This window comes from Stenotrophomonas sp. TWI602 (genome assembly GCF_039674045.1).
Taxonomy (GTDB): Bacteria; Pseudomonadota; Gammaproteobacteria; order Xanthomonadales; family Xanthomonadaceae; genus Stenotrophomonas.
This window is the reverse complement of record NZ_JBDJMT010000001.1, coordinates 63427-84755: the sequence shown is the minus strand read 5'-3', so window position 1 is coordinate 84755 and position 21329 is coordinate 63427. Positions and strand designations below refer to the sequence as shown.

Genomic DNA, 21329 nt, shown 5'->3' with positions numbered 1-21329 from the left:
ACCCCAACGGCACATCGCCTGATGGCTGCCCTGCACACCGACGGGCACCCTGCAGGCATGCCCAGCCCACGCCTTCATTACGGTCGCCACTCGTGCATCGGCATCGTGTACGCGCTGACGACCATCACGCATGCGCGTGTACCCCACTTCCACCAGCCCGACCTGGCCGGGCCCGTCATGCAGGTGCTGCATGCCATGGAAGACGAGCATCGGGTCTGCAACCTTGCGTGGGTGGTCATGCCAGACCACGTCCACTGGTTGATGCAGCTCCGGCAGGGCGCACTGGGCACATGCATGCAGCGCTTCAAATCACGCAGCAGCCTGCTCATCAATCGGCAGTTGGGCCGCAGCGGGCCTGTCTGGCAACCCGGCTATTACGACCACGCACTGCGCAAGGACGAAGACCTGCGACGCCAAGCCACCTACATCCTCGCCAACCCGGTCCGTGCCGGCCTGGCGGAAGCGATCGGTGAGTATCCCTTCTCGTGGTGCAGATGGCCCACCGAAGACCATCCGCCCGGGTAGAGCCGACCGTTGGTCGGCTGCCGCGCATCGCGCGGCAGATCACATATGCACGGCGTCGGAGAGGAGAGCAGCTGACCAACGGTCAGCTCTACCCACCATGGATCGGGGGCCGAAGCACCGGTAGAGCCGACTGTTAGTCGGCTGGTAGAGCCGACCGTTGGTCGGCTGCCGCGCATCGCACGGCGGATCACGTATGCATGACGTCGGAGAGGAGAGCAGCCGACCAACGGTCGGCTCTACGCGGTGCGCGTTCAGGCCTCGGCGGTCTCGGCCACCGCGTAGTCGGTGAACCCTTCCGCCCCGCCCCCGAAGAACGTCGCTTTGTCCGACGGGTTCAACGGCAGGCCCTGCTGCAGCCGATCCGGCAGGTCCGGGTTGGCGATGAACGGCCGGCCGAAGGCGATCAGGTCGGCCCAGCCCTTCGCCAGCGCCTCCTCAGCGCGCTCCACGGTGTACTTGCCCGCGTAGATCAGGGTGCCACGGTAGATCATGCGCAGCGCTTCCTTGAAGGCGACCGGCATCACCGGGGCATCTTCCCAGTCGGCTTCGGCGATATGCAGATAGCCCACGCCGATCTGATCGAGCAGATGCGCGGCGGCCAGGTAGGTCGCCTGCGGCGTGTCGTCCACCGCGCCCTGCAGCGTGGTCAGCGGCGCCAGACGCACGCCGACGCGCTCGGCACCGATTTCCTCGGCCACCGCTTCGGCCACCTCGCGCAGGAAGCGCAGGCGGTTCTGCAGCGAGCCACCGTAGGCATCGGTGCGCTGGTTGGCCTGGGAATCGATGAACTGGTTGATCAGATAGCCATTCGCACCGTGCAGCTCAATACCATCGAACCCTGCCGCGATCGCGTTGCGCGCGGCCGCCGCGTAGTCGCCCACGATCCCGGCGATCTCGTCGATGGCCAGTGCCCGCGGCATCGAGTGCTGCACCATCTCACCGACGCCGCTCAATGGGCCACGGCCCTCGGGATCGACGAACACCTTGACGCCCTCGGCCAGCAGCGCCGACGAGGACACCGGGGCGGCACCGCCCGGCTGCAGCGCGGTATGCGACACGCGACCAACATGCCAGAGCTGGGCCACGATGCGGCCGCCAGCCGCGTGCACCGCGTCGCTCACGCCGCGCCAGCCGGCGATCTGCGCGTCATCGTGGATGCCCGGCGTCCAGGCGTAGCCCTGGCCCTGCTGGCTGATCTGGGTGCCTTCGCTGACGATCAGGCCGGCCGAGGCCCGCTGGGCGTAGTACTCGGCCATCAACGGTGTGGCGACATTGCCCTCGCCGGCCCGTGAGCGGGTCATCGGCGGCATCACGATACGGTTGGGCAGCGTCAGGGTGCCGCGGGTATGGGGGGAGAACAACATGGGAAATCCTTGATCGGGAGCGCCGCCGCAGCGGGGATGCCGACAAGGATGGGGACAGGGCTGCCCGCTCAACAGACCTGCGACGGCAAAACAGTTGTGCCGCCGATGCAACGATCGATCAGGTACGCTCGGCCGCCAGCATCGAGTAGGCCGCCCGCACGGTCTCGTACCCGTAGGTCCGCTCCAGGCGGCGCACGATGAAATGGCCGCGCGCCACGTCCTGGTAGTAGTCGGTGAACATGGTGTTGAGCGTCGCGCCGGCCACCGCCCCGACAATCGGCACCGCCTGCGCGGCGAACTTCTCGGTGACCACCACACCGAAACGCGCAGCGACCTTCTCCACTAGCTTGGCCAGCCACTTGCCGGCTTCCTTCGGGGTCAGCCCGATCATCACCGGGCTGCCGCCGACCGCGCGGCCGGCCAACTCGGCCGACAGGTGACGCATCACCTCGGCAGTGAAGCCACGCGTGATGTAGTAGCCGGTCTCGCTGGCATCGTCCTTGCCGGAGTTGCCGCCCAGCGCAAACACTTCCAGGCAGGCATGCCGGGTGCTCATCTCGCGCAGGTCGAAGCCTTCGCTGCGGGCCACGTCAGCCACCGAGCGCATCATGATCGTCGTGGACACCGGCAGCTCGATGAACAGCGTGGTGAAACCGAACGCGCCGCCGACCGCACCGGAGGTGGCCGCGGCCAGCTTGTGCCAGCGGGTGGACGCCGCTTTGCCCGGCGTGTTGTCCATCGTCCACAACGCCGCCTGGGCCGATTTGAACAGCGCCGCTTCGACCGCGCCATGGATGCGGCGGGACACCGAATCGGGCAGGCGTTTGACCGCGAACTCCAGCGGCGAACCGATCAGATTGGCCATCTTGGCGGTCAGCGTGGGCGATTCCAGCAGGTCCACCGCACGCTGCAGGTCGCGCCAGTCCTGCGAGGTGGGCAGGATCGAGGACTCCAACGGCGGCGGTTGTGGCGAGGTCATGGCGTTCATGGCCGCGATCATAGCGCCGCCGATGTATACCGCTCGTTGCCTCGCCTGCCGGTGGCTGAACGCCTGCGCACAGGCCGCGTTGCCGGGCGACGCCCGGCGTTCGGGTCAGGCCGGCAGGCCCGACAGCGCGCCCATGAATTGACGGTAATGGCGCAGCTCTTCGATGGAATCATGCACGTCGCTCAGCGCGGTATGGCTGGCGGTCTTGCCGACGCCGGCGGCCACGCCCGGGGCCCAGCGCCTGGCCAGTTCCTTGATCGTGGAAACGTCCAGATTCCGGTAATGGAAGTACTTTTCCAGACGCGGCATTTCACGGTGCAGGAAGCGACGGTCCTGGCAGATCGAGTTGCCGCACATCGGCGAGGCGCCCGCCTTGATCCACTGCTGCAGGAAGGCGATCGTCTGCGCTTCGGCCTGCCCGAGCGTGATGGTGCTCTCGACCACGCGCTGCCACAGGCCGGAACGACGATGCTGGTTGCGGTTCCACTCGTCCATCGCTTCCAGCCGCTCGACCGGATGATGGATCGCGAATTCCGGGCCTTCGGCCAGCACCTTCAACTGCGCATCGGTCACCACGGTGGCGATCTCGATGATCGCATCGTTGTCGGTGTCCAGACCGGTCATTTCCAGATCGATCCAGATCAGTCGCTCGCCTTCTGCGCCGTTGTCCGCCATGTGTTCGCCTTGTGCTGGGCCACCGCTTGCGCCGCGACCGGGAATGGATAAGGCGCCCATGATACCGCCAACCCGTCACGACCCTGTCGCTGCCGGGACCTTATTCCAGCAGCAGTGGCGGCTTGCCGCGCTTGGCGCGGAAGTAGTTGGTCAGCCGGGTGCTGGCGTCCTTGGCGAGCACGCCACCATGGATCTCCACGCGGTGGTTGTGGCGCGCGTCGCCGATCAGATCGAACACGCTGCCGCAGGCACCGGTCTTGGGGTCTGTGGCCGCATACACCAGCCGCGCCACGCGTGCGTGCACGATGGCCATGGCACACATCGCACACGGCTCCAGCGTCACGTACAGCGTGCTGCCGATCAGCCGGTGGTTGGTGATCGCCCTGCCCGCCTGCCGCATCGCCACGATCTCGGCATGCGCGCTGGGATCATGGTCGGCGATGTTGAGGTTCCAGCCTTCGCCGAGCACGGTGCCATCGGCACCGACCAGCACCGCGCCGACCGGAATCTCATTGAATTCACGCTCGGCACGCTCCGCCAGGCCCAGCGCGTGGCGCATCCAATGCTCATCCTGATCGTGCACCGGCACGCCCAGTGGTGGTGGCGGGGCGAGGCGCTCAACCATGACCGTTGGCCTTGCGCACGAAGGCCTCGAAGGCGGCCAGGGTGGCCTCGCTGACGTGGTGCTCGATCCCTTCCGCGTCGCGGCGCGCCGAATCGGCGTCCACGCCCAGCGCCAGCAGGAACTGCTCCACCATCTGGTGGCGGGCGCGCATCTCCACCGCCAGCTGCTCGCCGGCCGGGGTCAGGAACACGCCGCGATACGGCCGCTGGATCGCCCAACCCTCCTTGACCAGCCGCTTGAGCGCCTTGGCCACCGTGGGCTGTGCAACCCCGAGCCGGGTGGCGATATCCACCTGGCGGGCTTCGCGGCCATCGGCGATCAGGTCCGCGATCAGCTCCACGTAATCCTCGACCAGCTCGGACCGGCGCGCTTCACGCACCTGCACAAAGCCCTCGACATGCACCTGGGCGTCGATCAGGGGCGAGGTGGCTTTACGGGTCGGGGACGGCATCGTGGCTCCAGCAATAGGCCGGTGGCGAAGGGCTGCGGCACCCGGACAGTTTACCTCACGGGGGTTTGCGACTGATCCGGGCGGGCCTCGCGTGGTCGGAGCGCCCCGGCTGGCAACAGATAGAGACCAGAATCAAACCGACGTCTCATTCACAGGATCTTTCGTTTGACAAATGATTTTTGGTGCCGGATATATACCCCACCTACTCAGCCATGGACCCGGCCGAAGGCCAAGGAGCAGCATGGACGCATCCGCGCTACGGAAGTACGGCAGCCTCGCTCTGATCATCGTGTTGGCCGCGCTGATGACCGCGCTGGCCGTGCAGAACCGGCAGCTCCGCCAGCAGCAGGCGCTGCTGGTGAGCAAGGTCGAACAGATCTCCAAGGCCGCTCACGGCCTTCCGGAAGGCGCCCAGCCTGAAGCACTCGGCACCACGGCACTGGACGGCCAGGCGGTCACCCTCGCCGGCCCGGCCAGCGGCCGCCAGGTCCTGTATTTCTTCTCTCCTGCCTGCAAGTTCTGCCTGGCCTCCGTGCCGCAGATCCAGGCGCTGGACGCCGCCGGACGGAACAACGGCCACCGTGCCTTCGAGATGATCGGCGTCAGCCTGCCGCCGCATGAAACCGCTGCGGACTATGCACGCCAGCATGGCTTCGCGTTTCCGGTGGTGAACGATACCGATGACCGGATCCGGCAACGCTACACCGCAACCATGGTGCCGATGGTGGTGGTGATCGAGGACGGCAAAGTGATCTATCGCCACGTCGGCCAACTCAAGGACAGCGCGGTCAATGCCATCACCGGCGCCTTCGTGGTGAACGCTGCGCGCAGTGCGGTGCCCGCTCCGGCAGGCTGATTCCCCCTGACGCCGCTCCCCGGCGGCGTACCCAAGGTCTGTCCGCGCCGGCTTATGGGGCGGATCGACAGTTCGTCGGTTTTCCTTCCCCTCCCCGCTGACGGATCCGCCTGCCCGGTAAACCGCATCGCGCACCACCCGCTGCATCCGCATGATCCACAACAGGAGAAACACCATGAAGTCCAAGAAACTCGTCTCGGTCTTTGGCGGTATCGCTGTTGTCTGTGCCCTGGCGTTTGCTTCGAGCCAGGCGGTGGCAACCTCCAGCCAACCCAAACAGCTGGAGGGCTGTCCCTACAAGCCCGGCTGCACCTATGGCGGGCATAGCGAAATCCGCTGCTGCCAGCCGGTGTAACGCCCTCTTCCGTGCGAGCACGTTCGACCGTCAACATCATCCACAAAGGGAAAGATAGACCATGAAGTCGAAGAAGCTGTTGTTGTCGTCCCTGAGCGCCGTCACGATGATCTGCGCACTGGCCTTCGCATCGAGCCAGGCGCTGGCGACCTCAAGCCAGCCCAAGCCCCTGGCAGGCTGCGAAGATCAGCCCGGCTGCACCTACGGCGGCCATGGCCTGTATCTGTGCTGCGAGCCGCTATAAGCACCACGACCATCCCGGCACAATGCCGGGATGGTTCTATCGGCATCAGCGTGGTCGACGCTGAAGCGTAGTCTCAAACAGCACCGTGCCATCGTGATTCTGCGCCACCAGCGTGCCGCCATGCGCACGCGCGAACTCGCTGGCGATGAACAGGCCCAGCCCCAGCCCGCGGCTATCGTGGAAACTGGCCTTGAACGGTTCGAACAACCGCGGCAGCAACGCCTCGGGAATCTGCCCGGCATTGCGCACCTGCAACCGCAGCGGCGCGCTGCGCTCGCCTTCCAGGCGCACCACCACCGGCGCATCGCCACCGTGCAGCACGGCGTTGCCGATCAGGTTGGACAGCAGCTGCGCCAGGCGATCCGGATCGCCCTGCAGGTGGGCATCGCCCTGGACCTGCAGCTCGATCGTCGCCTGCGGATGCGCACGCCCGATCTCGGCCACCACCGAGGCGGCCACGTCCGCCAGATCGCATTCGGTGCTGTGCAGGCGCAGGCCACCGGTGCGGATCTTCGAGAAATCCAGCAACTGATCCACCATCCGCGCCATCCGCTGCGCACTGTTCTCAAGGTGGCCAAGCGTGCGCTGCACCGCGCCATCGTCGGGCAGATCCAGCGACAGCTTATCGGCGCACAGCAGGATCGATGCCAGCGGCGTGCGCAGATCGTGCGTCAACACAGCCATCATCGTCTCATTGAGCTTGAGCGCATGCTCCAGCGCATCGTTGCGCGTCTTCAGCAGCTGCTTCTGCTGGTAAAGCTCGATGAACACATTGACCTTGCTCATGATCACCTGCGGCTCGATCGGCTTGTGCAGGAAATCCACGGCGCCGGATTCGTAGCCCTTGAAGGCCCGCACGGGGTCGTTCGGTGAGGCGGTCAGGAAGATGATGGGTACATCGCGGCTGCGCTGCGAGCCACGCATCAGCTCGGCCAACGAAAACCCGTCGATTTCCGGCATGTGCACATCCAGCAGCGCGAGCGCGACTTCATGCTCCAGCAGCAGCTCGAGCGCTTCGGCACCGGACAACGCGCACAGGATCTCCAGGCCGGGGCGGCGCAGCAGCGCCTCCATCGCGACCAGGTTCTGCGGAATGTCATCGACAATCAGCAGCTTCACGCAATCGGTGGTGGCAGTCGACCCGGCGGGTTCGATCAGGTTCATCGGGTAAGACCTTTCATACGCGTGCAGATGGAGGTGAGCGGGAGCACCGCATCGGCACCGGCGTGCGCCAGGGCGGATGCGGGCATCATCGAGGAATACGCCTCCTCAGGGCATTGGATCCAGGCTTCGCCGCCGGCCTGGCGGACAGCGGCGACGCCATCACTGCCATCGGCGCTGGCGCCGGTCAGCAGGATCGCCAGCACGCCATCGCCGAACACATCAGCGGCGCTTTCAAACAGCGGATCGATGGCCGGACGCGAGAACAGCACCGGCGGGTCCACCGACAGCGCCAGCGTGGCACGGTCCTCGACCAGCAGATGGTAATCCGGCGGCGCGAAGGTGACGGTGCCCGGCTGCAGGGGCTGCTTGTCCTCGGCCTCGCGCACCGGCAGCGGGCAGCCGGCGTCGAGCAGGCCAGCAATGCGGCTCGGTCGATCACGTGGCAGATGCAGCACCACCAGCACGGGCAGCGCCAGTGTCGTCGGCAGCGATGACAGCAGCGCCTGCAGCGCACTGACCCCACCGGCCGACGCGCCGATGACCACCAGATCGAACCGGCTGCGTTGCGACGCGCCGCTCATCAGGCCAGCTTCCGATACAGGCGCTGGTCGCGCGCGCAGGCTTCGAACAGATCGGCGTGCGCGCCGAACTGCAGCGATTCCTTGCTGCCCAGCCCCAGGAAGCCGCGATGGACCAGCGCCTCGTGGAACAGGCCGATGGCGCGGTCCTGCAGGGGCCGCTGGAAATAGATCAGCACGTTGCGGCAGGACACCAGGTGCACTTCGGAGAACACGGTATCGGTGGCCAGGCTGTGGTCGGCGAACACGATGTTGCGCTTCAGGCGGCGATCAAACACCACGCTGCCGTAGCCGCTGCTGTAGTAATCCGAGAGCGACCCGGTGCCGCCGGCGGCCAGATAGTTGCGGCTGAACTGCGCCAGCCGGTCCAGCGCGAACGCCCCGGATTCGGCCGCCTGCAGTGCTTCGGGATTGATGTCGGTGGCGTAGATGATCGCGCGGTCGAGCAGGCCTTCCTCATGCAGCAGGATCGCCAGCGACCATACCTCTTCGCCGGTACTGCACCCGGCGATCCACAGCTTGATCGACGGATAGGTGCGCAGCACCGGCACGGCGTGCTCACGCAGCATCCGGAAATACGGCGGGTCGCGGAACATCTCCGAGACCTGCACGGTGAAGTACTGCATCGCCTGGGCGAAGGTCTCCGGTTCGTGCAGCAGCCGGTGCTGCAGCGCCCCCATGGTCGGGCAGTCGAAGCGCGCCATGGCATGCCGCATGCGCCGCCGCAGCGATGCCAGCGCATAGTCACGGAAGTCGTAGTGGTAGCGCTGGTAGACCGCCTCCAGCAACAGCTTCAACTCCAGGTCGAACAGCTCCGTTTCATTCATCGGCGCGAGCACCACACCCGGCACAGCGAGACCAGCTTGTCCACGTCGATCGGCTTGGCGATGTAGTCATTGGCACCGGCCTGCAGGCAGTGCTCGCGGTCGTCCGGCATCGCCTTGGCGGTCAGCGCGATGATCGGCAGGTCGCGCCAGCGGTTGTCGGCACGGATCTCGCGCATGGCGGTCAGCCCGTCCATCTCCGGCATCATGATGTCCATCAGCACCAGGTCGATCTCGGGGCGCAGCTTCTCCAGCGCCTCGCGGCCGTTGCGGGCGATATCCAGGGTCACGCCCAGCGGCTCGAGCACGCTGGACAGCGCGAAGATGTTGCGCACATCGTCCTCGGCCAGCAGCACGGTGCGGCCATCGAGCACCGCATCGCGGCGGCGGGCCTCGCGCAGCAGGCGCTGCTGGTCGGTCGGCAGGGAGGCCTCGACACTGTGCAGGAACAGGGTCACCTCATCGAGCAGGCGCTCGGGCGAACGCGCGCCCTTGATGATGATGCTCTTGGAATAGCGGCGCAGGCGCTGCTCTTCATCGCGGGTCAGCGCGCGGCCGGTATAGACGATCACCGGCGGGAACGCGACGGCATCATTGCCGGCCATGCGCTCGAGCAGGTCATAGCCGGTGCCGTCGGGCAGCGCCAGGTCGGTGACCATGCAATCGAAGGTGGAGCCGGCCAGTTCGGCCATCGCCTCGGTGATGGTGCCTACCCCAGTGATCTCGAGCTGGTCGCGGCCGAGCAGCAACTGCAGATTGGAGCGCAGCTCGCTGTCGTCCTCGACGATCAGCAGGCGGCGCATGTCGCGCTGGCTGGTGGCCTCCAGCTGCTGGATCGCGCCGAGCAGGCGCTCGCGCGTGGCCGGCTTGATCACATAGCCGATCGCGCCCAGCTCCATCGCCACCTGCGAACGCTCCAGCCCGGACACCACGTGCACCGGGATGTGACGCGTGGCCGGGTCGCGCTTGAGGCGCTCCAGCACGCTCAGCCCGGAGACATCGGGCAGGCCGATATCGAGCAGGATGCCATTGGGGCGCAACTCGGCAGCCAGACTCAGCGCTTCCTCGGCAGTGCCGGCGACCACGCAATCAAAGTCCAGTTCGTGCGCCATCGAGACCAGCGCGCTGGCGAACGCCGTATCGTCCTCCACCACCAGGATCATCCGGCCCGCGCGGCTGCGGCGGCCCCGGTCATCCATCACCCTGGCCGCGGGCGCGGGTGCAGGGGTGGATTCGGCGTGGGCACGGCCCAGCGAAGCAGCGGCAGGCACGGCCGGTGCTGCCACGGCGGCGGGACGTACGTCGTGCACGACGTTGTGAGGGCTGCCGGTACCACCACCGGCCAGCAGCGGCAGCTCCAGCGTGAAGCAGCTACCCCGGCCCGGCTCGCTGGAGACGGTGATGCTGCCGCCCATGCGTGCCGCCAGATCGCGCGAGATCGACAGCCCCAGCCCGGTGCCACCGTAACGGCGGCGGGTGCTGCCATCGGCCTGGCGGAAAGCTTCAAAGATGACCGCGGTCTGTTCTTCGGGAATGCCGATGCCGGTATCGGACACGGCGAACTGGATCCGTCCTGCCCCGGCACTGCGCACCTTCAACGACACGCCGCCGTGTTCGGTGAACTTGACCGCATTGGCCAGCAGATTCTTCAGGATCTGCTGCAGGCGTTGGCTGTCGGCCAGCAGTTGGGCCGGCGCGTCCGGCGCGGCGCTGATCTCCAGGCTCAACCCCTTCTGCACCGCCATCGGCTCGAAGGTTTCCTTCAGGCGCTGCAGGACGCTGGAAACCGCGAGGTTTTCTTCGACCAGCTCGACATGGCCAGCCTCGATCCGCGACAGGTCCAGAATGTCGTTGATCAGCGCCAGCAGGTCGTTGTTGGAGGAATGGATCGCCTGGGCGTACTTGACCTGTTCGGCGGTCAGCGTGCCGTCCTTGTTGTCGGCCAGCAGCTTGGCCAGGATCAGCGAGCTGTTGAGCGGCGTGCGCAGCTCGTGGGACATGTTGGCCAGGAATTCGGATTTGTAGCGCGAACTGGCCTCCAGTTCGGCGCTGTTCTGGACCAGCTGCGCCTGGGCCAGCAGCAGCGCCTGCTGGCGCGACTCCAGCTCGTGGGTGCGCTCTTCGAGCTGCACATTGGTCTGTTCCAGCTCGGCCTGCTGCTGCTCCAGGTTGGCCTGGGAATGCAGCAGGCTGCGGCTCTGCTCTTCCAGTTCCTCGTTGGCCACGCGCAGCTCTTCCTGCTGCGTCTGCAGCTCTTCGCTCTGGCGCTGGGTTTCCTCCAGCAGTTCCACCAGCTGCGCATTGAGCAGCGCCGCGCGCAGCGCGATGCCGATCGGCTCGGCGCACTGCAGCAGCAGCGCCATCTCCAGGCCACGCGCAGGCGAGACGCCGGCCCGGCCCAGCTCGATCACGCCGATCACCACGCCATCGGCGGTGATCGGCCCGAGCAGGCGCTGGTGCACGGTAGTGCGGCCCAGGGGGGTATCGATATCCAGCGGGCTGTCGCTGTCCTCCAGCCGACGCGCGCGGCCCTCCCGGATGATCTCGCCCCACTGCCCGGTATGGGCGGGCAGCGTCTCCGGCAGCTGCGAAGGCAGCGCCGCACCACCGACCAGCACCAGCCGCTCGCCCTGCAGGCGATACATGGCCCCCACATCCGCATTGAGCTGCGCGCACAGCGCGCGCATGGCCGCATCGGCCAGTTCACGCGGGGTGGGATCGCCCTGCAGGCTGGTACCCACCACGTTTTCGCCGGCCTGCAGCCACAGCGCATCGGCCGCTTCACGGCGCGCACCGATGGCCTTCATCACGGTCAGCGCCATCATCAGGAAAGCAACGCCGCCGATGCTGCGGTTGACGAAGGAGAACGCCGAGTTGCTGCTGGACGGCGCCACGTTGTAGCCCACCGCAAGCAGGATGCAGGACCCGATCGCCACCAGCAGAGGTACTTCCATCCGGCGCTGGAACAGCGTGATGCCGACCGCCATGAAGTAGGTCAACCAGACCGCGTAGCCCAGCGGCACCACCATCTCCGTGCCCAGCGTGGCGGCCATCAAGGCGGCCGACGCAAGCCAGATCCAACGGTCACGGGAGGTAGGCGCAGAATTCATGCCGTGTTCCAGCTTAAAAGGGGCCTGATGGTACCCGAAGCGGTAAACGGGTGTTAAGCGCCGGAAGTCAGCGTGTTTGCCGCACGTTCTTGACACTTTCTTCACATCGTCGCCCCTACGGTTCGGTCCCTTATCGGGGGAGTCGATAACCGTCGTGGTCCAGGCCGTATCCAGCGTTGCACCGCTCGCCGACGAAAGCCGGCAGCTGAAGCTGTTGATCGACAACGTGAGCGATCACGCGATCTATCTGCTCGATACGCAGGGCAGTATCTGCAGCTGGAACCGTGGCTGCGAACGGGTCAAGGGCTATGCCGCCGAGGCCGTCATCGGCAAGCACGTCAGCCTGTTCTATACCCCCGAAGACCAGCAGCTGGGCGTCCCGGAGCAGGCGCTGGCGCACGCCCGGGACCATGGCCGCTTCGTCGGTGAAGGGTGGCGGGTGCGCTGCAATGGCGAGCGGTTCCGCGCCGGCGAGGTGATCGAGCCTGTCCGCGAAGACGGCTGCCTGCTCGGTTTCGTCAAGGTCACCCAGGATGTCACCGAACGCTACCAGGCCCAGCGCCTGCTGCAGGATGCACAGCGCGCCCACGTGCAGCAGCGCCAACTGGACAATGTCGGCCGGCTGACCCGCGGCCTGGCCCATGAATTCAACAACCTGCTGACCACCATCGGCAACGCCCTGGACCTGATCGCCCTGCGCCCCGGCGCCGACGGGCGCACCCAGGCGCTGGTGGACCTGGCCCATGCCGCCGCCGACCGCGGCTCGCTGCTGACCCGCCAACTACTGGCGTTCTCGGCTGATCAGACGCTGGTGCGCGAGCCGGTCCTGGTACAGGATTTCCTGCTCGATGCCCTGCCCGTACTGCGCCGCGCCTGCCCGGCGGGCATCGAGGTGCAGCTGGATCTGACCTCGGATCTGCCCCCGATCGTCACCGATGGCGTACAGTTGCACAGCGCCGTGTTGAATCTGGTGCTCAATAGTGGCGAAGCGATGCCCCAAGGCGGCACGGTCACGATCACGGCCGAGGTCGAACAGCGGCTGGCGCCGGATCTGTCCCAGCCCATGCGCCGCCACTATGTCGCCATCGCGGTGACCGATCAGGGCAATGGCATGCCCCCGGACATCGCCGAGCGCGCCAGCGAGCCGTTCTTCACCACCAAGGAAATCGGCAAAGGCAGCGGACTGGGGCTGAGCCAGGTGTTCGGCTTCGTTTCCCAGTGCGACGGCTTCGTCGACGTACAAACCGCCCCCGGACGCGGGACCACCGTCCGTCTGTTGTTACCTGTCATTGAGGAAGTCGAGCATGTCTGAGCCCCTACGCGTATTGATGGTCGAAGACCAGCAGGACCTGCGTGAACTGATCGGCCAGGCGCTGCAGGACTTCGGCATTGAAATCCACACCGCCGACGACGGCCCGGCCGCGCTGCGGCTGATGCAGGACCCGGGCGGTTTCGATGTGGTGTTCAGCGATATCAGCATGCCCAACGGCATGAGTGGGGTTGAGTTGAGCGAGCATGTGGCCGATGTGCTACCCAATGCGCGCATCATCCTGGCCTCCGGTTACGCCCGCTCGCAGCTGCCGCCGCTGCCCGAACATGTCGAATTCCTGCCCAAACCGTATCGTCTGCGCCAGCTGGTGACGTTGCTGCAGTCACCGGTCGCGCCCTGCTGAGCGAGCGCACTGCCGCCAGCGTGAACGCTTCATCCGCGCCGCTCGTGCTTCACATCGGTTCTGCATTCCACTGGGGATAGTAGTGGTGTAGTCGGAACAGGGTGCGGTAGATGCTGGACAGAAGTGATGATGTAGATCGGATGGCGTTGATCGAAGCGCTCAACGTGATGGACCCTGCGTTGGGTACTGCGCTGGACCCGATCACCGAACTGGCGGCGTTTACCTTCGGCGTTCCAATTGCGCTGGTGTCCATCTTCGATGCCGAGCACCAGCACATCATCTCGCGCGTCGGGCTGACGCTCACCCGCAACGAACGGCACGCATCGATCTGCGCATGGGCGTTGGGCGCCAGCGCCGTGCTGCAGGTGACGGACCTGCGCCTGGATGCGCGTTTTGCCGACAATGCCCTGGTGACCGGCCCGCAGCAGCTGCGCTTCTACGCTGGTGCCCCGCTGATCACCAAGGCCGGCATCGCACTCGGCACGCTGTGCATCATGGGCCGTGAGCCCCGTCAGTTGTCGGCCGAAGAACAGCTGCAGCTGCAGACGCTGTCACGGGTGGTGGTCGCGCAGATGGAGCTGAAGATGTCGCTGGGCCGGCGCGAGCAGATCAGCGGCCTGCCCAACCGGCAGCAGTTCCAGGCCGACCTCAATGCCCTGTCCCGCCGTGGCCAGTCCCATGCATTCACCGCAGTGCTGCTGGATGTATTCGATCTGCAAAGTGCCAACGAGGCCGGCCAGGCGCTGGGCATGAAGCCGGTGGAAACCTTGCTGCGCCAAGCGGCGCTGCGGGTGCAGGACGTGCTGCGCGATATCGCACAGGTCTATCACGTGGGCGTGACCCGTTTCGCCTTCCTGCTGCCGGACCACTCGCACCACCAGACCGAGGCACTGCTTGAGCGCCTGCGCATCCGCATGCGCCGGCCGCTGATGGCCGGCCGCATTCCGATGTCGCCGCAGTTCCACGCCGGTGTATGCGACTTCCGCCCCGTCCCGGGCCAGACCGCGGATCTGGTCCGCAAATGCCTGGTCGCCATGCACCACGCGATCCAGACCGATGCCTGCCTGTGCTGGTACTCGCAGGAACGCGACGATGCGCTTCGCCGGCGTTACCGCTTGGCCTCCGACGCCGGGCGCGGGCTGGCCCAGCACCAGTTCAGCCTGGTGTACCAACCACGCTTCGATCTGCTCGACGGGCTGCCGGTATCGGCCGAGGCACTGCTGCGCTGGACCCACCCGATGCTGGGTCCGATCAGCCCCGGCGAATTCATCCCGGTGCTCGAGCGCACCGCGCTGATGCCGGCGATCAGCCGCTGGGTCATCGATCACGCCCTTGCCCAGGCCGCGCAATGGCAGGAGCGCGTGCCCGGCTTCAGCCTCTCCATCAATCTTTCGCCACGCGACTTCGATGATCAATGCGTATGGAGCGTCCTGTCGGAGCGACTGCACGCGTACGGTCTCGCCCCCGGCCTGATCGAAATCGAAATCACCGAAGGCCAATGGCTCAACCATCATCCTGCGGCGTTGCCGCAGTTGCGCGACATGGCGGCTGCCGGCGTGCGCATCGCGATTGACGACTTCGGCAGCGGCTACAGCAATTTCGGTTACCTCAGCGAGGTGCCGATCAGCCACATCAAGATCGACCAGACGCTGGTCACCGGGCTGGCGCGCTCGCGCACCGCGCGGCTCAAGGTGGAGGCCATCATCAAGCTCGCGCGGCAGCTCGGGTATCGCACGGTAGCCGAAGGCGTGGAGAACGAAGCCGAGCTCTCGCTGTTGCGGCTGTGGGGCTGCGACGAAGCACAGGGCTATCACCTCGCGCGGCCCATGCACCCTGACGCGGTGCTGCAGCTGGTCAGTGCCTGCCGCGCCGGTCCGTTGCCGGATGCCGGCTGAGACCCCGCGACGCCGTCGGCAGCCCGGGCGATAATGGCCAGCCCGCCTGCCTCGCTGCCAGACCATGACCGTTCTCACCCCGCTGCCCGCCCTGCCGCTCGGCCATTACCGCCATTTCAAAGGCGGCAACTACGAAGTGATCGGCGTTGTCCGCCACAGCGAAACGCTGGCGCCGATGGTGCTGTACCGGCCGCTGGATTCGGAGATCGGGCTGTGGGTGCGTCCGTTCGAGATGTTCGTCGCGCAGGTGGAGGTGGACGGGCAGTGGCGTGCGCGTTTTGCGCGGGTCGAGGTAGACGGCTGAGGGGACAAAGACCTGCGCAGCGCTGCCCAGCGGCGGGATCAGCCCAGGACTGCCCCTCGCGCGTCCACCAGCTCACGCAACCGCGCGGTCACCGTGCGGAACTGCTCCGGCAGCATCGCCGCCTCCAGTGCGTCGACCTGACCGGACAGCACCGACAGTGCATCACTCATGCTGGCCACCTTCTGGCCCGCCTCGGCGGATGCCTCCGGCACCTCCAGCTGCGCGCCGATGACGCCGGCCAGGATCTCGAATGCCTTCACCGTGGCGGTATCGAGCCTGGAGGGATTCGGATCCAGCGCGCACAGGGTGCCGTGGAACCCGCCATCGCGGCGGAACATCGGAACCGAGATGTAACTCTCGAACCCGTACAACGCCGGCGTGGGGTGGCTGGAAAATACCGGGTGGGTGCTGGCCTGATCGAACTGCACCAGATGGCGATGCTCACGGATTTCATCGCAGATGGTGGTTTCCAGCACCAGGTCTTCGCCCGGCCGCAGACCAAAATCGAGGCCGTCATGGACGGCGCATGCCGTCCATCGATCCGCCGTGACGCGTGCCACGGCGACGAAACGCATGCCGGTCATCGCACTGGCCAGTTCCAGCATGCCCGGCACGGCAGGCATCGCCAGCAACGCCGCGACATCGTCCAGACGTGGATCCGCCGAGATCGCAGGATCCGCCAAGGGCGCCGCGCCGGGACCGTCGTCGTCGAGCGGGTTCTCCATCGCGGCCAAGCGGCGATCCAGCACCTTCGCGTTGACCTCGTTGAAGAGACCGCGCACCGACGCGGACAACGCGCGCGGGTCCTTGATGGCGCCCACGAAATGGATGCCCTGCCCGACCAGCCGGATCTGCTCGACGCCGTGATCCAGGCGCAGCGATGGCCACGCCAGACGGTGCAGGATGCGCATCCAGTCATTGGGGGGCTTGCCATCCACAAGCGCGGTGACGATCACGCGTGACGCGCCAGCCCCATCCTGCAGACCGGGCAGATCAAAGCCGATGAGCGCTGGAAAGCCCGTACTGATAGACATCACAACCCCTATGGCCACATGGCGCAGCCATCGACAGGTGGTGGCTTTGAAGGCAAATTGTCGCACGAATGAGCGAGACTGGCCTTGACCGAAGCCGCCCGAACGGTGCAGCGGCCATCATGCGCGCACGGACATCTCTGCCACTGACAAAGGAATGCACATGCTGGACGGTTTCTCGCTGTTTATTGGCCTCGGCTGGGCGCTGTTCGGGCTGCTGTGGATCTTCGTTCCCTTCGCCATCTTCGGCATCAAGGGGCTGCTGCGGGAGATCCTGGCCGAACAGAAGCGGACCAACGAGATTCTCAGCCGTGCGCATGGGGTCAGCCCCCCGCTGGACACGCCGGAGGGACTGCCGTTCAGGCCCGAGCGCTATCCGTGAAGACTCGACAACAGCCCATCAGGACGGGCGTCCCGGGCTGACCCGGATGCCCTTGCCGCAGGTGCGCAGTGTCCCGCGGATCCAGCGTTCTACCCAAGGGCCTGATTAATGTTGCGCCGCAGCAGTACAATGCCGCGCTCCCCCGATCGACGCCGCCGCCTGCATGAGCTCCTCCTCCGTCCCTCTGGCCGCCCGGCTCTCGCCGCGCGAGCGCACTCTGATTCTGCTGGCCTTGTCGCTGGGCGGCTTCGCCATCGGCACCAGCGAGTTCGCCAGCATGGGGCTGATGCTTGAGATCAGCCGTGGTCTGTCCATCAGCGAAACACAGGTCGGCCACCTGATCAGTGCCTACGCCGTCGGCGTGGTGGTCGGCGCACCAGTACTGGCCTTTGCCGGTGCCGGCTTCGCTCGCCGTAACCTGCTGCTGGCGCTGATGGGGTTCTATGCCATCGGCAACCTGGCCAGCGCGCTGGCGCCGAACTACGGCACGATGTTGCTGGCCCGCTTCGTCGCCGGTCTGCCGCATGGCGCGTATTTCGGCGTGGCAATGCTGGTGGCCGCCGCGATCAGTCCCCCGGCCCAGCGCGGCGCGGCGGTCTCGAAGGTGCTGCTCGGCCTGTCCGTTGCCATCCTGGTCGGCAACCCACTGACCACCTGGCTCGGCCAGCAGCTCAGCTGGCGCACTGCTTTCGCGGTGGTCAGTGTGTTGGCGATTGCCACCGTGGCCATGATCGCGCGCTTCCTGCTGCCCGATCCGGATGAAGTCCGCACCTCGCCGATGCGCGAGCTGCGCGCCTTCAACCGCACCCAGGTGTGGCTGGCGCTGGCGATCGGTTCGGTCGGTTTTGCAGGCATGTTCTGCGTGTTCACCTACCTCGCCCCGACCCTGGTGCAGGTCACCGGCCTGGCCGAATCGTGGATGCCGCTGGCGGTGGGCATTTTCGGCATCGGCGCGATCATCGGCAACGTGGCCGGGGGCTGGCTGGTGGACCGCTTCCAGTTCCGCGCCGCGGCCGTGGTGCTGGTCTGGTCGATCCTGGTGCTGCTCGCCTTCCCGCTGGCCGCGCAGTCGGTGTGGAGCGTGTTCCCGATGATCATTGCCGTCGGCACCATGGGCGCCCTGGCGGCCGTACTGCAGACCCGCCTGATGGATGTGGCGGGCGAAGCGCAGACGCTGGCGGCCGCCTCCAACCACGCGGCGTTCAACACCGCCAACGCACTGGGGCCGTGGTTCGGCGGCATGGCGATCGGCGCCGGCTTCAGCCCGGCGGTGACCGGTTACGTGGGCGCCGCCACCGCGCTGGGCGGCCTGCTGCTCTGGGGCGTGGCGATGCTGGTGGATCGCCGCTCGCGCAGCGTGCCGGTGCTGCAGCAGTAAGCGCACCGCCAGCCCCGTCGGCCAATTCAACTCCCTGCCCAGGCAGGGATTTTTTTTGGTTTCCCCTATCATGGGCATCCGATCAAACCGCGCCACCCGTGCTGTTCCGACCACGGCCGCAACGATGGCCGCACCTGGATACACCGATGACGTACGAATGGGCCCCGAGCGACTGGGGTCAACGCCTCACGCGATCACCGCACTGGCGCCTGCGCCTGGAAGGCGACCAGCTTGTGCTGACCGTGGACGGCCGCCCCTGCCCCGCGCCGCTGGAGGCACTGCAGGTGCACCCGCGCCTGCCGTGGGCACGGCTTACCCTGCACCGCGACGGGCAGGCCCCGCTGACGCTCGGCGGCCTGAACGCCGCTTCGGCTCGACAGTTGGCCTCCACCTTGGCCGAGCTGCGCGGTGAACAGCGCCAGCGCGACCATGTCGCCCTGTTCCAGCAGGCCTACGCCGCGATCGAGCGCTGGCTTGGCCAGGTGCAGACCGCCACCGAACGGGCCGACGAGGAAGCGCTGTGGCTGACCCACGAGCAACAACAGGCGCTGCTGCAGGCGCGCCCCGCCCTGCCACTGGAGGAAGAGGCGCTGTGGGCGGTGTTCGACAACGCCGCGCTGCGCAGCCAACTCGACGGTGATCCCGCTGCGATCGAAGCAACCTTGATGCTGTGGCTGGCCGACTGGCCAGCGATGTGGGCACGCCGCAATGAGGCCCATCAGGCGCGCGAGCGGATGGCCAGCCGTGCGTTGCTGGATCACGTGGAAAGCCGCCCGCTCACCGATGAGCAGGCCCGGGCAGTGATCTGCTTCGACAACCGCGTCCAGGTGGTGGCCGCCGCGGGTTCGGGCAAGACCTCGACGATGGTGGCCAAGGCGGCGTACGCGATCGAACGCGGCCTCGTCGCGCCAGAGCGCATCGTCATGCTCGCCTTCAACAAGGAGGCCGCCACGGAACTGCAGACACGCGCCGATCGCGCGTTCCATCGCATTGGCCTGGGCGAGGTCCGGGTGGAGGCGCGTACTTTCCACGCGCTGGGCCGGCACATCATCGCCCAGGCCACGGGGCGGATGCCGCAGGTGCCGGAGTGGGCCGTGGATGCCACGCAGGGCTTTCACCGGCTGGCCGAGATCATCGACCAGCTCAAGGACCGCTCTCTCCATTTCCGTACCCAGTGGGACCTGTTCCGGCTGGTGTTCGGTCGTGATCTGCCCGTCACCGGCGGGCCGCTGGATGCCGAGGAATGGGACAAGGATGGGCAGGGCTACGTGCGTACGCTGCAGGGTGAGCGCGTGCGCAGCATCGAAGAATGCGTGATCGCTGACTGGCTGTTCTACAACGGCGTGGACTATGCGTACGCCCGGCGGCACGCCTTCGATGCCGGAACGGACGAGTACCGCCAGTACCGGCCGGATTTCTGCTACCCCGGCATTGGGCTGAACCACGACCACCTCGCCCCGGATGGTCACGGCCCGTCGCCGGCGCCGCCGGATGGCCACCCGCGCTCCCACGGCGCCGAGCGGATCGAGACCTCCTCGCACGAACTGCGCACGGGCGAACTGTTTCTGCGGCTGGGCGATGCACTGTCACAGCGCGGTCTCGAGCTCGACCCGAATCCCGACCGCGAACTGCCCGAGGGCGGCGCGACACCGATGCCGGATACCGACCTGATCGGCCTGGTCCGGACCTTCATCAGCCACGCCAAGAGCAACGGCCTGCACGTGCAGGACATGGTCGAGCGGCTGCGCGGGCTGCCGGACGATCACTTCAAACACCGTTACCGCCTGTTCCTCGAGCTCATCATTCCGATCCTGGACGGCTGGGACGATGCGCTGGTCGCGGAAGGTGGGATCGACTTCGAGGACATGCTCAACCAGGCTGCCGAGCACCTGGAACAGGGTCGCTGTGTCGCGCCGTTCGACCTGGTGATGGCCGACGAATTCCAGGATGCCTCGCGCGCCCGGGCGCGTCTGTGCCGCGCGCTGGTGCAGGCGCCGGGCAAACATCTGTTCGCGGTCGGTGACGACTGGCAGTCGATCAACCGGTTCGCCGGCGCGGACGTCTCGGTGATGACCGGCTTCCTGGATTGGTTCGGCCCGGGCCAGGTGCTCAAGCTTGAACAGACGTTCCGCTGCCCGCAGGCGCTGTGCGATGTCTCCAGTGCGTTCGTGTCACGCAATCCAACGCAGATACCCAAGCAGGTCCACTCGCTCACCCCGGCGTATGGCGCGGTGCTGCAGGCCTTCCAGGTGGCCTCGCGCGACCGGCTGGCCGGCGCGGTCGAGCAGTACCTCGAACGACTGCACCAGCAGCTGCTGACCGGCCAGGTACCGCCAGGCCGGGACGGCAAGGTCACCGTCTTCGTGCTGGGCCGCTACAACGCCGAGCGCGCGATGCTTCCGGCCAGCTGGAACGCGCGTTACGGGCAGCACATGCAGGTCAGCTTCCTCACCGCACACCGGTCCAAGGGCATGGAAGCGGACTACGTGATCCTGCCCGGCATGCTGGATCGCCGCTTCCCCAACGCGCGCGCGGATGACCCCGTACTGGCGCTGGCGATGCCCGACGGCGATGCGTACCCGCTCGGTGAGGAACGCCGGTTGTTTTACGTCGCGCTGACGCGCGCGCGCCGTTCGGTGGCGATGTTCACCGTGCAGGGCCGACGTTCGGCGTTCCTCACCGAACTGGTCAACGACGGCGCGGTACGCGTGACCTCGATGGCCGGAGACACGATCCACGAGCAGGCCTGTCCCGCCTGCAAGGTGGGGGTGATCGTGCCGCGCACCGGGCCGTATGGCGCGTTCCAGTCATGCTCGGCGTATCCCCGCTGCGAGTACAAGCCGCCGAAGGCAGGGGGCCATGCCGGCGTGCGTACGGTCGCGGGGGCCTGAGGGATACGCTTGCCTT

21 protein-coding genes are annotated in these 21329 nt (G+C 66.8%); 11 read left to right on the top strand and 10 right to left on the bottom strand.

Translation table 11 applies throughout. The features are described from left to right. Positions 1 to 21 precede the first annotated feature (21 nt). Positions 22 to 525: a transposase gene (locus tag ABE483_RS00400; protein WP_346480821.1), complete on the top strand. Its 504-nt coding sequence runs from the start codon at positions 22 to 24 to the stop codon at positions 523 to 525. A 251-nt stretch (positions 526 to 776) separates the two neighbouring features. On the opposite strand, the gene ABE483_RS00395 is transcribed toward ABE483_RS00400, so the two are convergent. The 5 genes from ABE483_RS00395 to mntR form a co-directional block, all read right to left on the bottom strand. Next, positions 777 to 1889, bottom strand: a complete 1113-nt coding sequence (locus tag ABE483_RS00395) for an alkene reductase (protein ID WP_346480820.1) — start codon at positions 1887 to 1889, stop codon at positions 777 to 779. Between the two features lie 118 nt (positions 1890 to 2007). Beyond that, a complete protein-coding gene (locus tag ABE483_RS00390) occupies positions 2008 to 2868 on the bottom strand; it encodes an EcsC family protein (RefSeq protein ID WP_345784559.1) in 861 nt (286 codons plus the stop codon). A 114-nt stretch (positions 2869 to 2982) separates the two neighbouring features. Then, on the bottom strand, positions 2983 to 3552 hold the full coding sequence (gene orn, locus ABE483_RS00385) for an oligoribonuclease (RefSeq protein WP_346480819.1): 570 nt from the start codon (positions 3550 to 3552) through the stop codon (positions 2983 to 2985). Positions 3553 to 3652: 100 nt separating this feature from the next. Further along, complete coding sequence (gene tadA / locus ABE483_RS00380) at positions 3653 to 4177, bottom strand: tRNA adenosine(34) deaminase TadA (protein ID WP_313211138.1); 525 nt, start codon at positions 4175 to 4177, stop codon at positions 3653 to 3655. Further along, positions 4170 to 4628, bottom strand: a complete 459-nt coding sequence (gene mntR / locus ABE483_RS00375; RefSeq protein WP_313211137.1) for a manganese-binding transcriptional regulator MntR — start codon at positions 4626 to 4628, stop codon at positions 4170 to 4172. The genes tadA and mntR overlap by 8 nt, the downstream gene beginning before the upstream one ends. A gap of 241 nt (positions 4629 to 4869) precedes the next feature. Here mntR and ABE483_RS00370 point away from each other — a divergent pair, with 241 nt between their 5' ends. The 3 genes from ABE483_RS00370 (at position 4870) to ABE483_RS00360 (ending at position 6083) form a co-directional block, all read left to right on the top strand. Then, complete coding sequence (locus tag ABE483_RS00370; RefSeq protein ID WP_313211136.1) at positions 4870 to 5484, top strand: TlpA disulfide reductase family protein; 615 nt, start codon at positions 4870 to 4872, stop codon at positions 5482 to 5484. Between the two features lie 175 nt (positions 5485 to 5659). Next, positions 5660 to 5839, top strand: a complete 180-nt coding sequence (locus ABE483_RS00365; protein WP_313211135.1) for a hypothetical protein — start codon at positions 5660 to 5662, stop codon at positions 5837 to 5839. 61 nt (positions 5840 to 5900) lie between these two features. Then, positions 5901 to 6083: a hypothetical protein gene (locus ABE483_RS00360; protein WP_313218681.1), complete on the top strand. Its 183-nt coding sequence runs from the start codon at positions 5901 to 5903 to the stop codon at positions 6081 to 6083. Between the two features lie 45 nt (positions 6084 to 6128). On the opposite strand, the gene ABE483_RS00355 is transcribed toward ABE483_RS00360, so the two are convergent. The 4 genes from ABE483_RS00355 to ABE483_RS00340 are packed head-to-tail and all read right to left on the bottom strand — an operon-like array spanning position 6129 to position 11759. Then, positions 6129 to 7247, bottom strand: coding sequence for a hybrid sensor histidine kinase/response regulator (locus ABE483_RS00355; protein ID WP_313218683.1), 1119 nt, complete (start codon positions 7245 to 7247; stop codon positions 6129 to 6131). After that, positions 7244 to 7828: a chemotaxis protein CheB gene (locus tag ABE483_RS00350; protein WP_282257514.1), complete on the bottom strand. Its 585-nt coding sequence runs from the start codon at positions 7826 to 7828 to the stop codon at positions 7244 to 7246. Before ABE483_RS00350 ends, ABE483_RS00355 begins: the two co-directional genes overlap by 4 nt. Further along, on the bottom strand, positions 7828 to 8676 hold the full coding sequence (locus tag ABE483_RS00345) for a CheR family methyltransferase (protein ID WP_346462618.1): 849 nt from the start codon (positions 8674 to 8676) through the stop codon (positions 7828 to 7830). The genes ABE483_RS00350 and ABE483_RS00345 overlap by 1 nt, the downstream gene beginning before the upstream one ends. After that, positions 8649 to 11759, bottom strand: a complete 3111-nt coding sequence (locus ABE483_RS00340) for a response regulator (protein WP_313211132.1) — start codon at positions 11757 to 11759, stop codon at positions 8649 to 8651. The genes ABE483_RS00345 and ABE483_RS00340 overlap by 28 nt, the downstream gene beginning before the upstream one ends. A gap of 154 nt (positions 11760 to 11913) precedes the next feature. Here ABE483_RS00340 and ABE483_RS00335 point away from each other — a divergent pair, with 154 nt between their 5' ends. The 4 genes from ABE483_RS00335 (at position 11914) to ABE483_RS00320 (ending at position 15631) form a co-directional block, all read left to right on the top strand. Further along, complete coding sequence (locus tag ABE483_RS00335; RefSeq protein ID WP_346462620.1) at positions 11914 to 13071, top strand: ATP-binding protein; 1158 nt, start codon at positions 11914 to 11916, stop codon at positions 13069 to 13071. Beyond that, positions 13064 to 13432 (top strand): response regulator, encoded by a 369-nt coding sequence (locus ABE483_RS00330; protein WP_121037386.1) that lies wholly within the window; start codon positions 13064 to 13066, stop codon positions 13430 to 13432. The genes ABE483_RS00335 and ABE483_RS00330 overlap by 8 nt, the downstream gene beginning before the upstream one ends. A gap of 140 nt (positions 13433 to 13572) precedes the next feature. Continuing rightward, complete coding sequence (locus tag ABE483_RS00325; protein ID WP_346480818.1) at positions 13573 to 15327, top strand: EAL domain-containing protein; 1755 nt, start codon at positions 13573 to 13575, stop codon at positions 15325 to 15327. Positions 15328 to 15391: 64 nt separating this feature from the next. After that, a complete protein-coding gene (locus tag ABE483_RS00320; protein WP_346480817.1) occupies positions 15392 to 15631 on the top strand; it encodes a DUF1653 domain-containing protein in 240 nt (79 codons plus the stop codon). Positions 15632 to 15669: 38 nt separating this feature from the next. On the opposite strand, the gene ABE483_RS00315 is transcribed toward ABE483_RS00320, so the two are convergent. Continuing rightward, entirely contained in the window at positions 15670 to 16665 is a 996-nt protein-coding gene (locus ABE483_RS00315; RefSeq protein WP_346480816.1) for a GAF domain-containing protein, read from the bottom strand. A gap of 160 nt (positions 16666 to 16825) precedes the next feature. On the opposite strand from ABE483_RS00315, the gene ABE483_RS00310 reads away from it, so the two are divergent. The 3 genes from ABE483_RS00310 to ABE483_RS00300 all read left to right on the top strand — a co-directional run bounded on the left by ABE483_RS00310 (position 16826) and on the right by ABE483_RS00300 (position 21313). Beyond that, the gene (locus ABE483_RS00310; protein WP_346480815.1) at positions 16826 to 17044 is read left to right on the top strand and encodes a hypothetical protein; all 219 of its coding nucleotides are present in this window, start codon (positions 16826 to 16828) and stop codon (positions 17042 to 17044) included. 163 nt (positions 17045 to 17207) lie between these two features. Next, positions 17208 to 18422, top strand: a complete 1215-nt coding sequence (locus ABE483_RS00305) for an MFS transporter (protein WP_313211126.1) — start codon at positions 17208 to 17210, stop codon at positions 18420 to 18422. A gap of 146 nt (positions 18423 to 18568) precedes the next feature. Beyond that, positions 18569 to 21313 carry a UvrD-helicase domain-containing protein gene (locus ABE483_RS00300; RefSeq protein WP_346480814.1) on the top strand — a complete coding sequence of 915 codons (2745 nt, stop codon included), beginning with the start codon at positions 18569 to 18571 and terminating at the stop codon, positions 21311 to 21313. Positions 21314 to 21329 lie beyond the last annotated feature (16 nt).

Excerpts from the sequence above, each read along its gene's own strand:
- ABE483_RS00320 (WP_346480817.1), top strand. The coding sequence starts at position 15,392 with ATGACCGTTCTCACCCCGCTGCCCGCCCTGCCGCTCGGCCATTACCGC.
- ABE483_RS00390 (WP_345784559.1), bottom strand. The coding sequence starts at position 2,868 with ATGACCTCGCCACAACCGCCGCCGTTGGAGTCCTCGATCCTGCCCACC.
- ABE483_RS00325 (WP_346480818.1), top strand. The coding sequence starts at position 13,573 with ATGGCGTTGATCGAAGCGCTCAACGTGATGGACCCTGCGTTGGGTACT.
- tadA (WP_313211138.1), bottom strand. The coding sequence starts at position 4,177 with ATGGTTGAGCGCCTCGCCCCGCCACCACCACTGGGCGTGCCGGTGCAC.
- ABE483_RS00315 (WP_346480816.1), bottom strand. The coding sequence starts at position 16,665 with ATGTCTATCAGTACGGGCTTTCCAGCGCTCATCGGCTTTGATCTGCCC.
- ABE483_RS00360 (WP_313218681.1), top strand. The coding sequence starts at position 5,901 with ATGAAGTCGAAGAAGCTGTTGTTGTCGTCCCTGAGCGCCGTCACGATG.
- orn (WP_346480819.1), bottom strand. The coding sequence starts at position 3,552 with ATGGCGGACAACGGCGCAGAAGGCGAGCGACTGATCTGGATCGATCTG.
- ABE483_RS00310 (WP_346480815.1), top strand. The coding sequence starts at position 16,826 with ATGCTGGACGGTTTCTCGCTGTTTATTGGCCTCGGCTGGGCGCTGTTC.
- ABE483_RS00300 (WP_346480814.1), top strand. The coding sequence starts at position 18,569 with ATGACGTACGAATGGGCCCCGAGCGACTGGGGTCAACGCCTCACGCGA.
- ABE483_RS00340 (WP_313211132.1), bottom strand. The coding sequence starts at position 11,759 with ATGAATTCTGCGCCTACCTCCCGTGACCGTTGGATCTGGCTTGCGTCG.
- ABE483_RS00355 (WP_313218683.1), bottom strand. The coding sequence starts at position 7,247 with ATGAACCTGATCGAACCCGCCGGGTCGACTGCCACCACCGATTGCGTG.
- ABE483_RS00400 (WP_346480821.1), top strand. The coding sequence starts at position 22 with ATGGCTGCCCTGCACACCGACGGGCACCCTGCAGGCATGCCCAGCCCA.
- ABE483_RS00305 (WP_313211126.1), top strand. The coding sequence starts at position 17,208 with ATGAGCTCCTCCTCCGTCCCTCTGGCCGCCCGGCTCTCGCCGCGCGAG.
- ABE483_RS00330 (WP_121037386.1), top strand. The coding sequence starts at position 13,064 with ATGTCTGAGCCCCTACGCGTATTGATGGTCGAAGACCAGCAGGACCTG.
- ABE483_RS00395 (WP_346480820.1), bottom strand. The coding sequence starts at position 1,889 with ATGTTGTTCTCCCCCCATACCCGCGGCACCCTGACGCTGCCCAACCGT.
- ABE483_RS00350 (WP_282257514.1), bottom strand. The coding sequence starts at position 7,828 with ATGAGCGGCGCGTCGCAACGCAGCCGGTTCGATCTGGTGGTCATCGGC.
- ABE483_RS00365 (WP_313211135.1), top strand. The coding sequence starts at position 5,660 with ATGAAGTCCAAGAAACTCGTCTCGGTCTTTGGCGGTATCGCTGTTGTC.
- ABE483_RS00370 (WP_313211136.1), top strand. The coding sequence starts at position 4,870 with ATGGACGCATCCGCGCTACGGAAGTACGGCAGCCTCGCTCTGATCATC.
- mntR (WP_313211137.1), bottom strand. The coding sequence starts at position 4,628 with ATGCCGTCCCCGACCCGTAAAGCCACCTCGCCCCTGATCGACGCCCAG.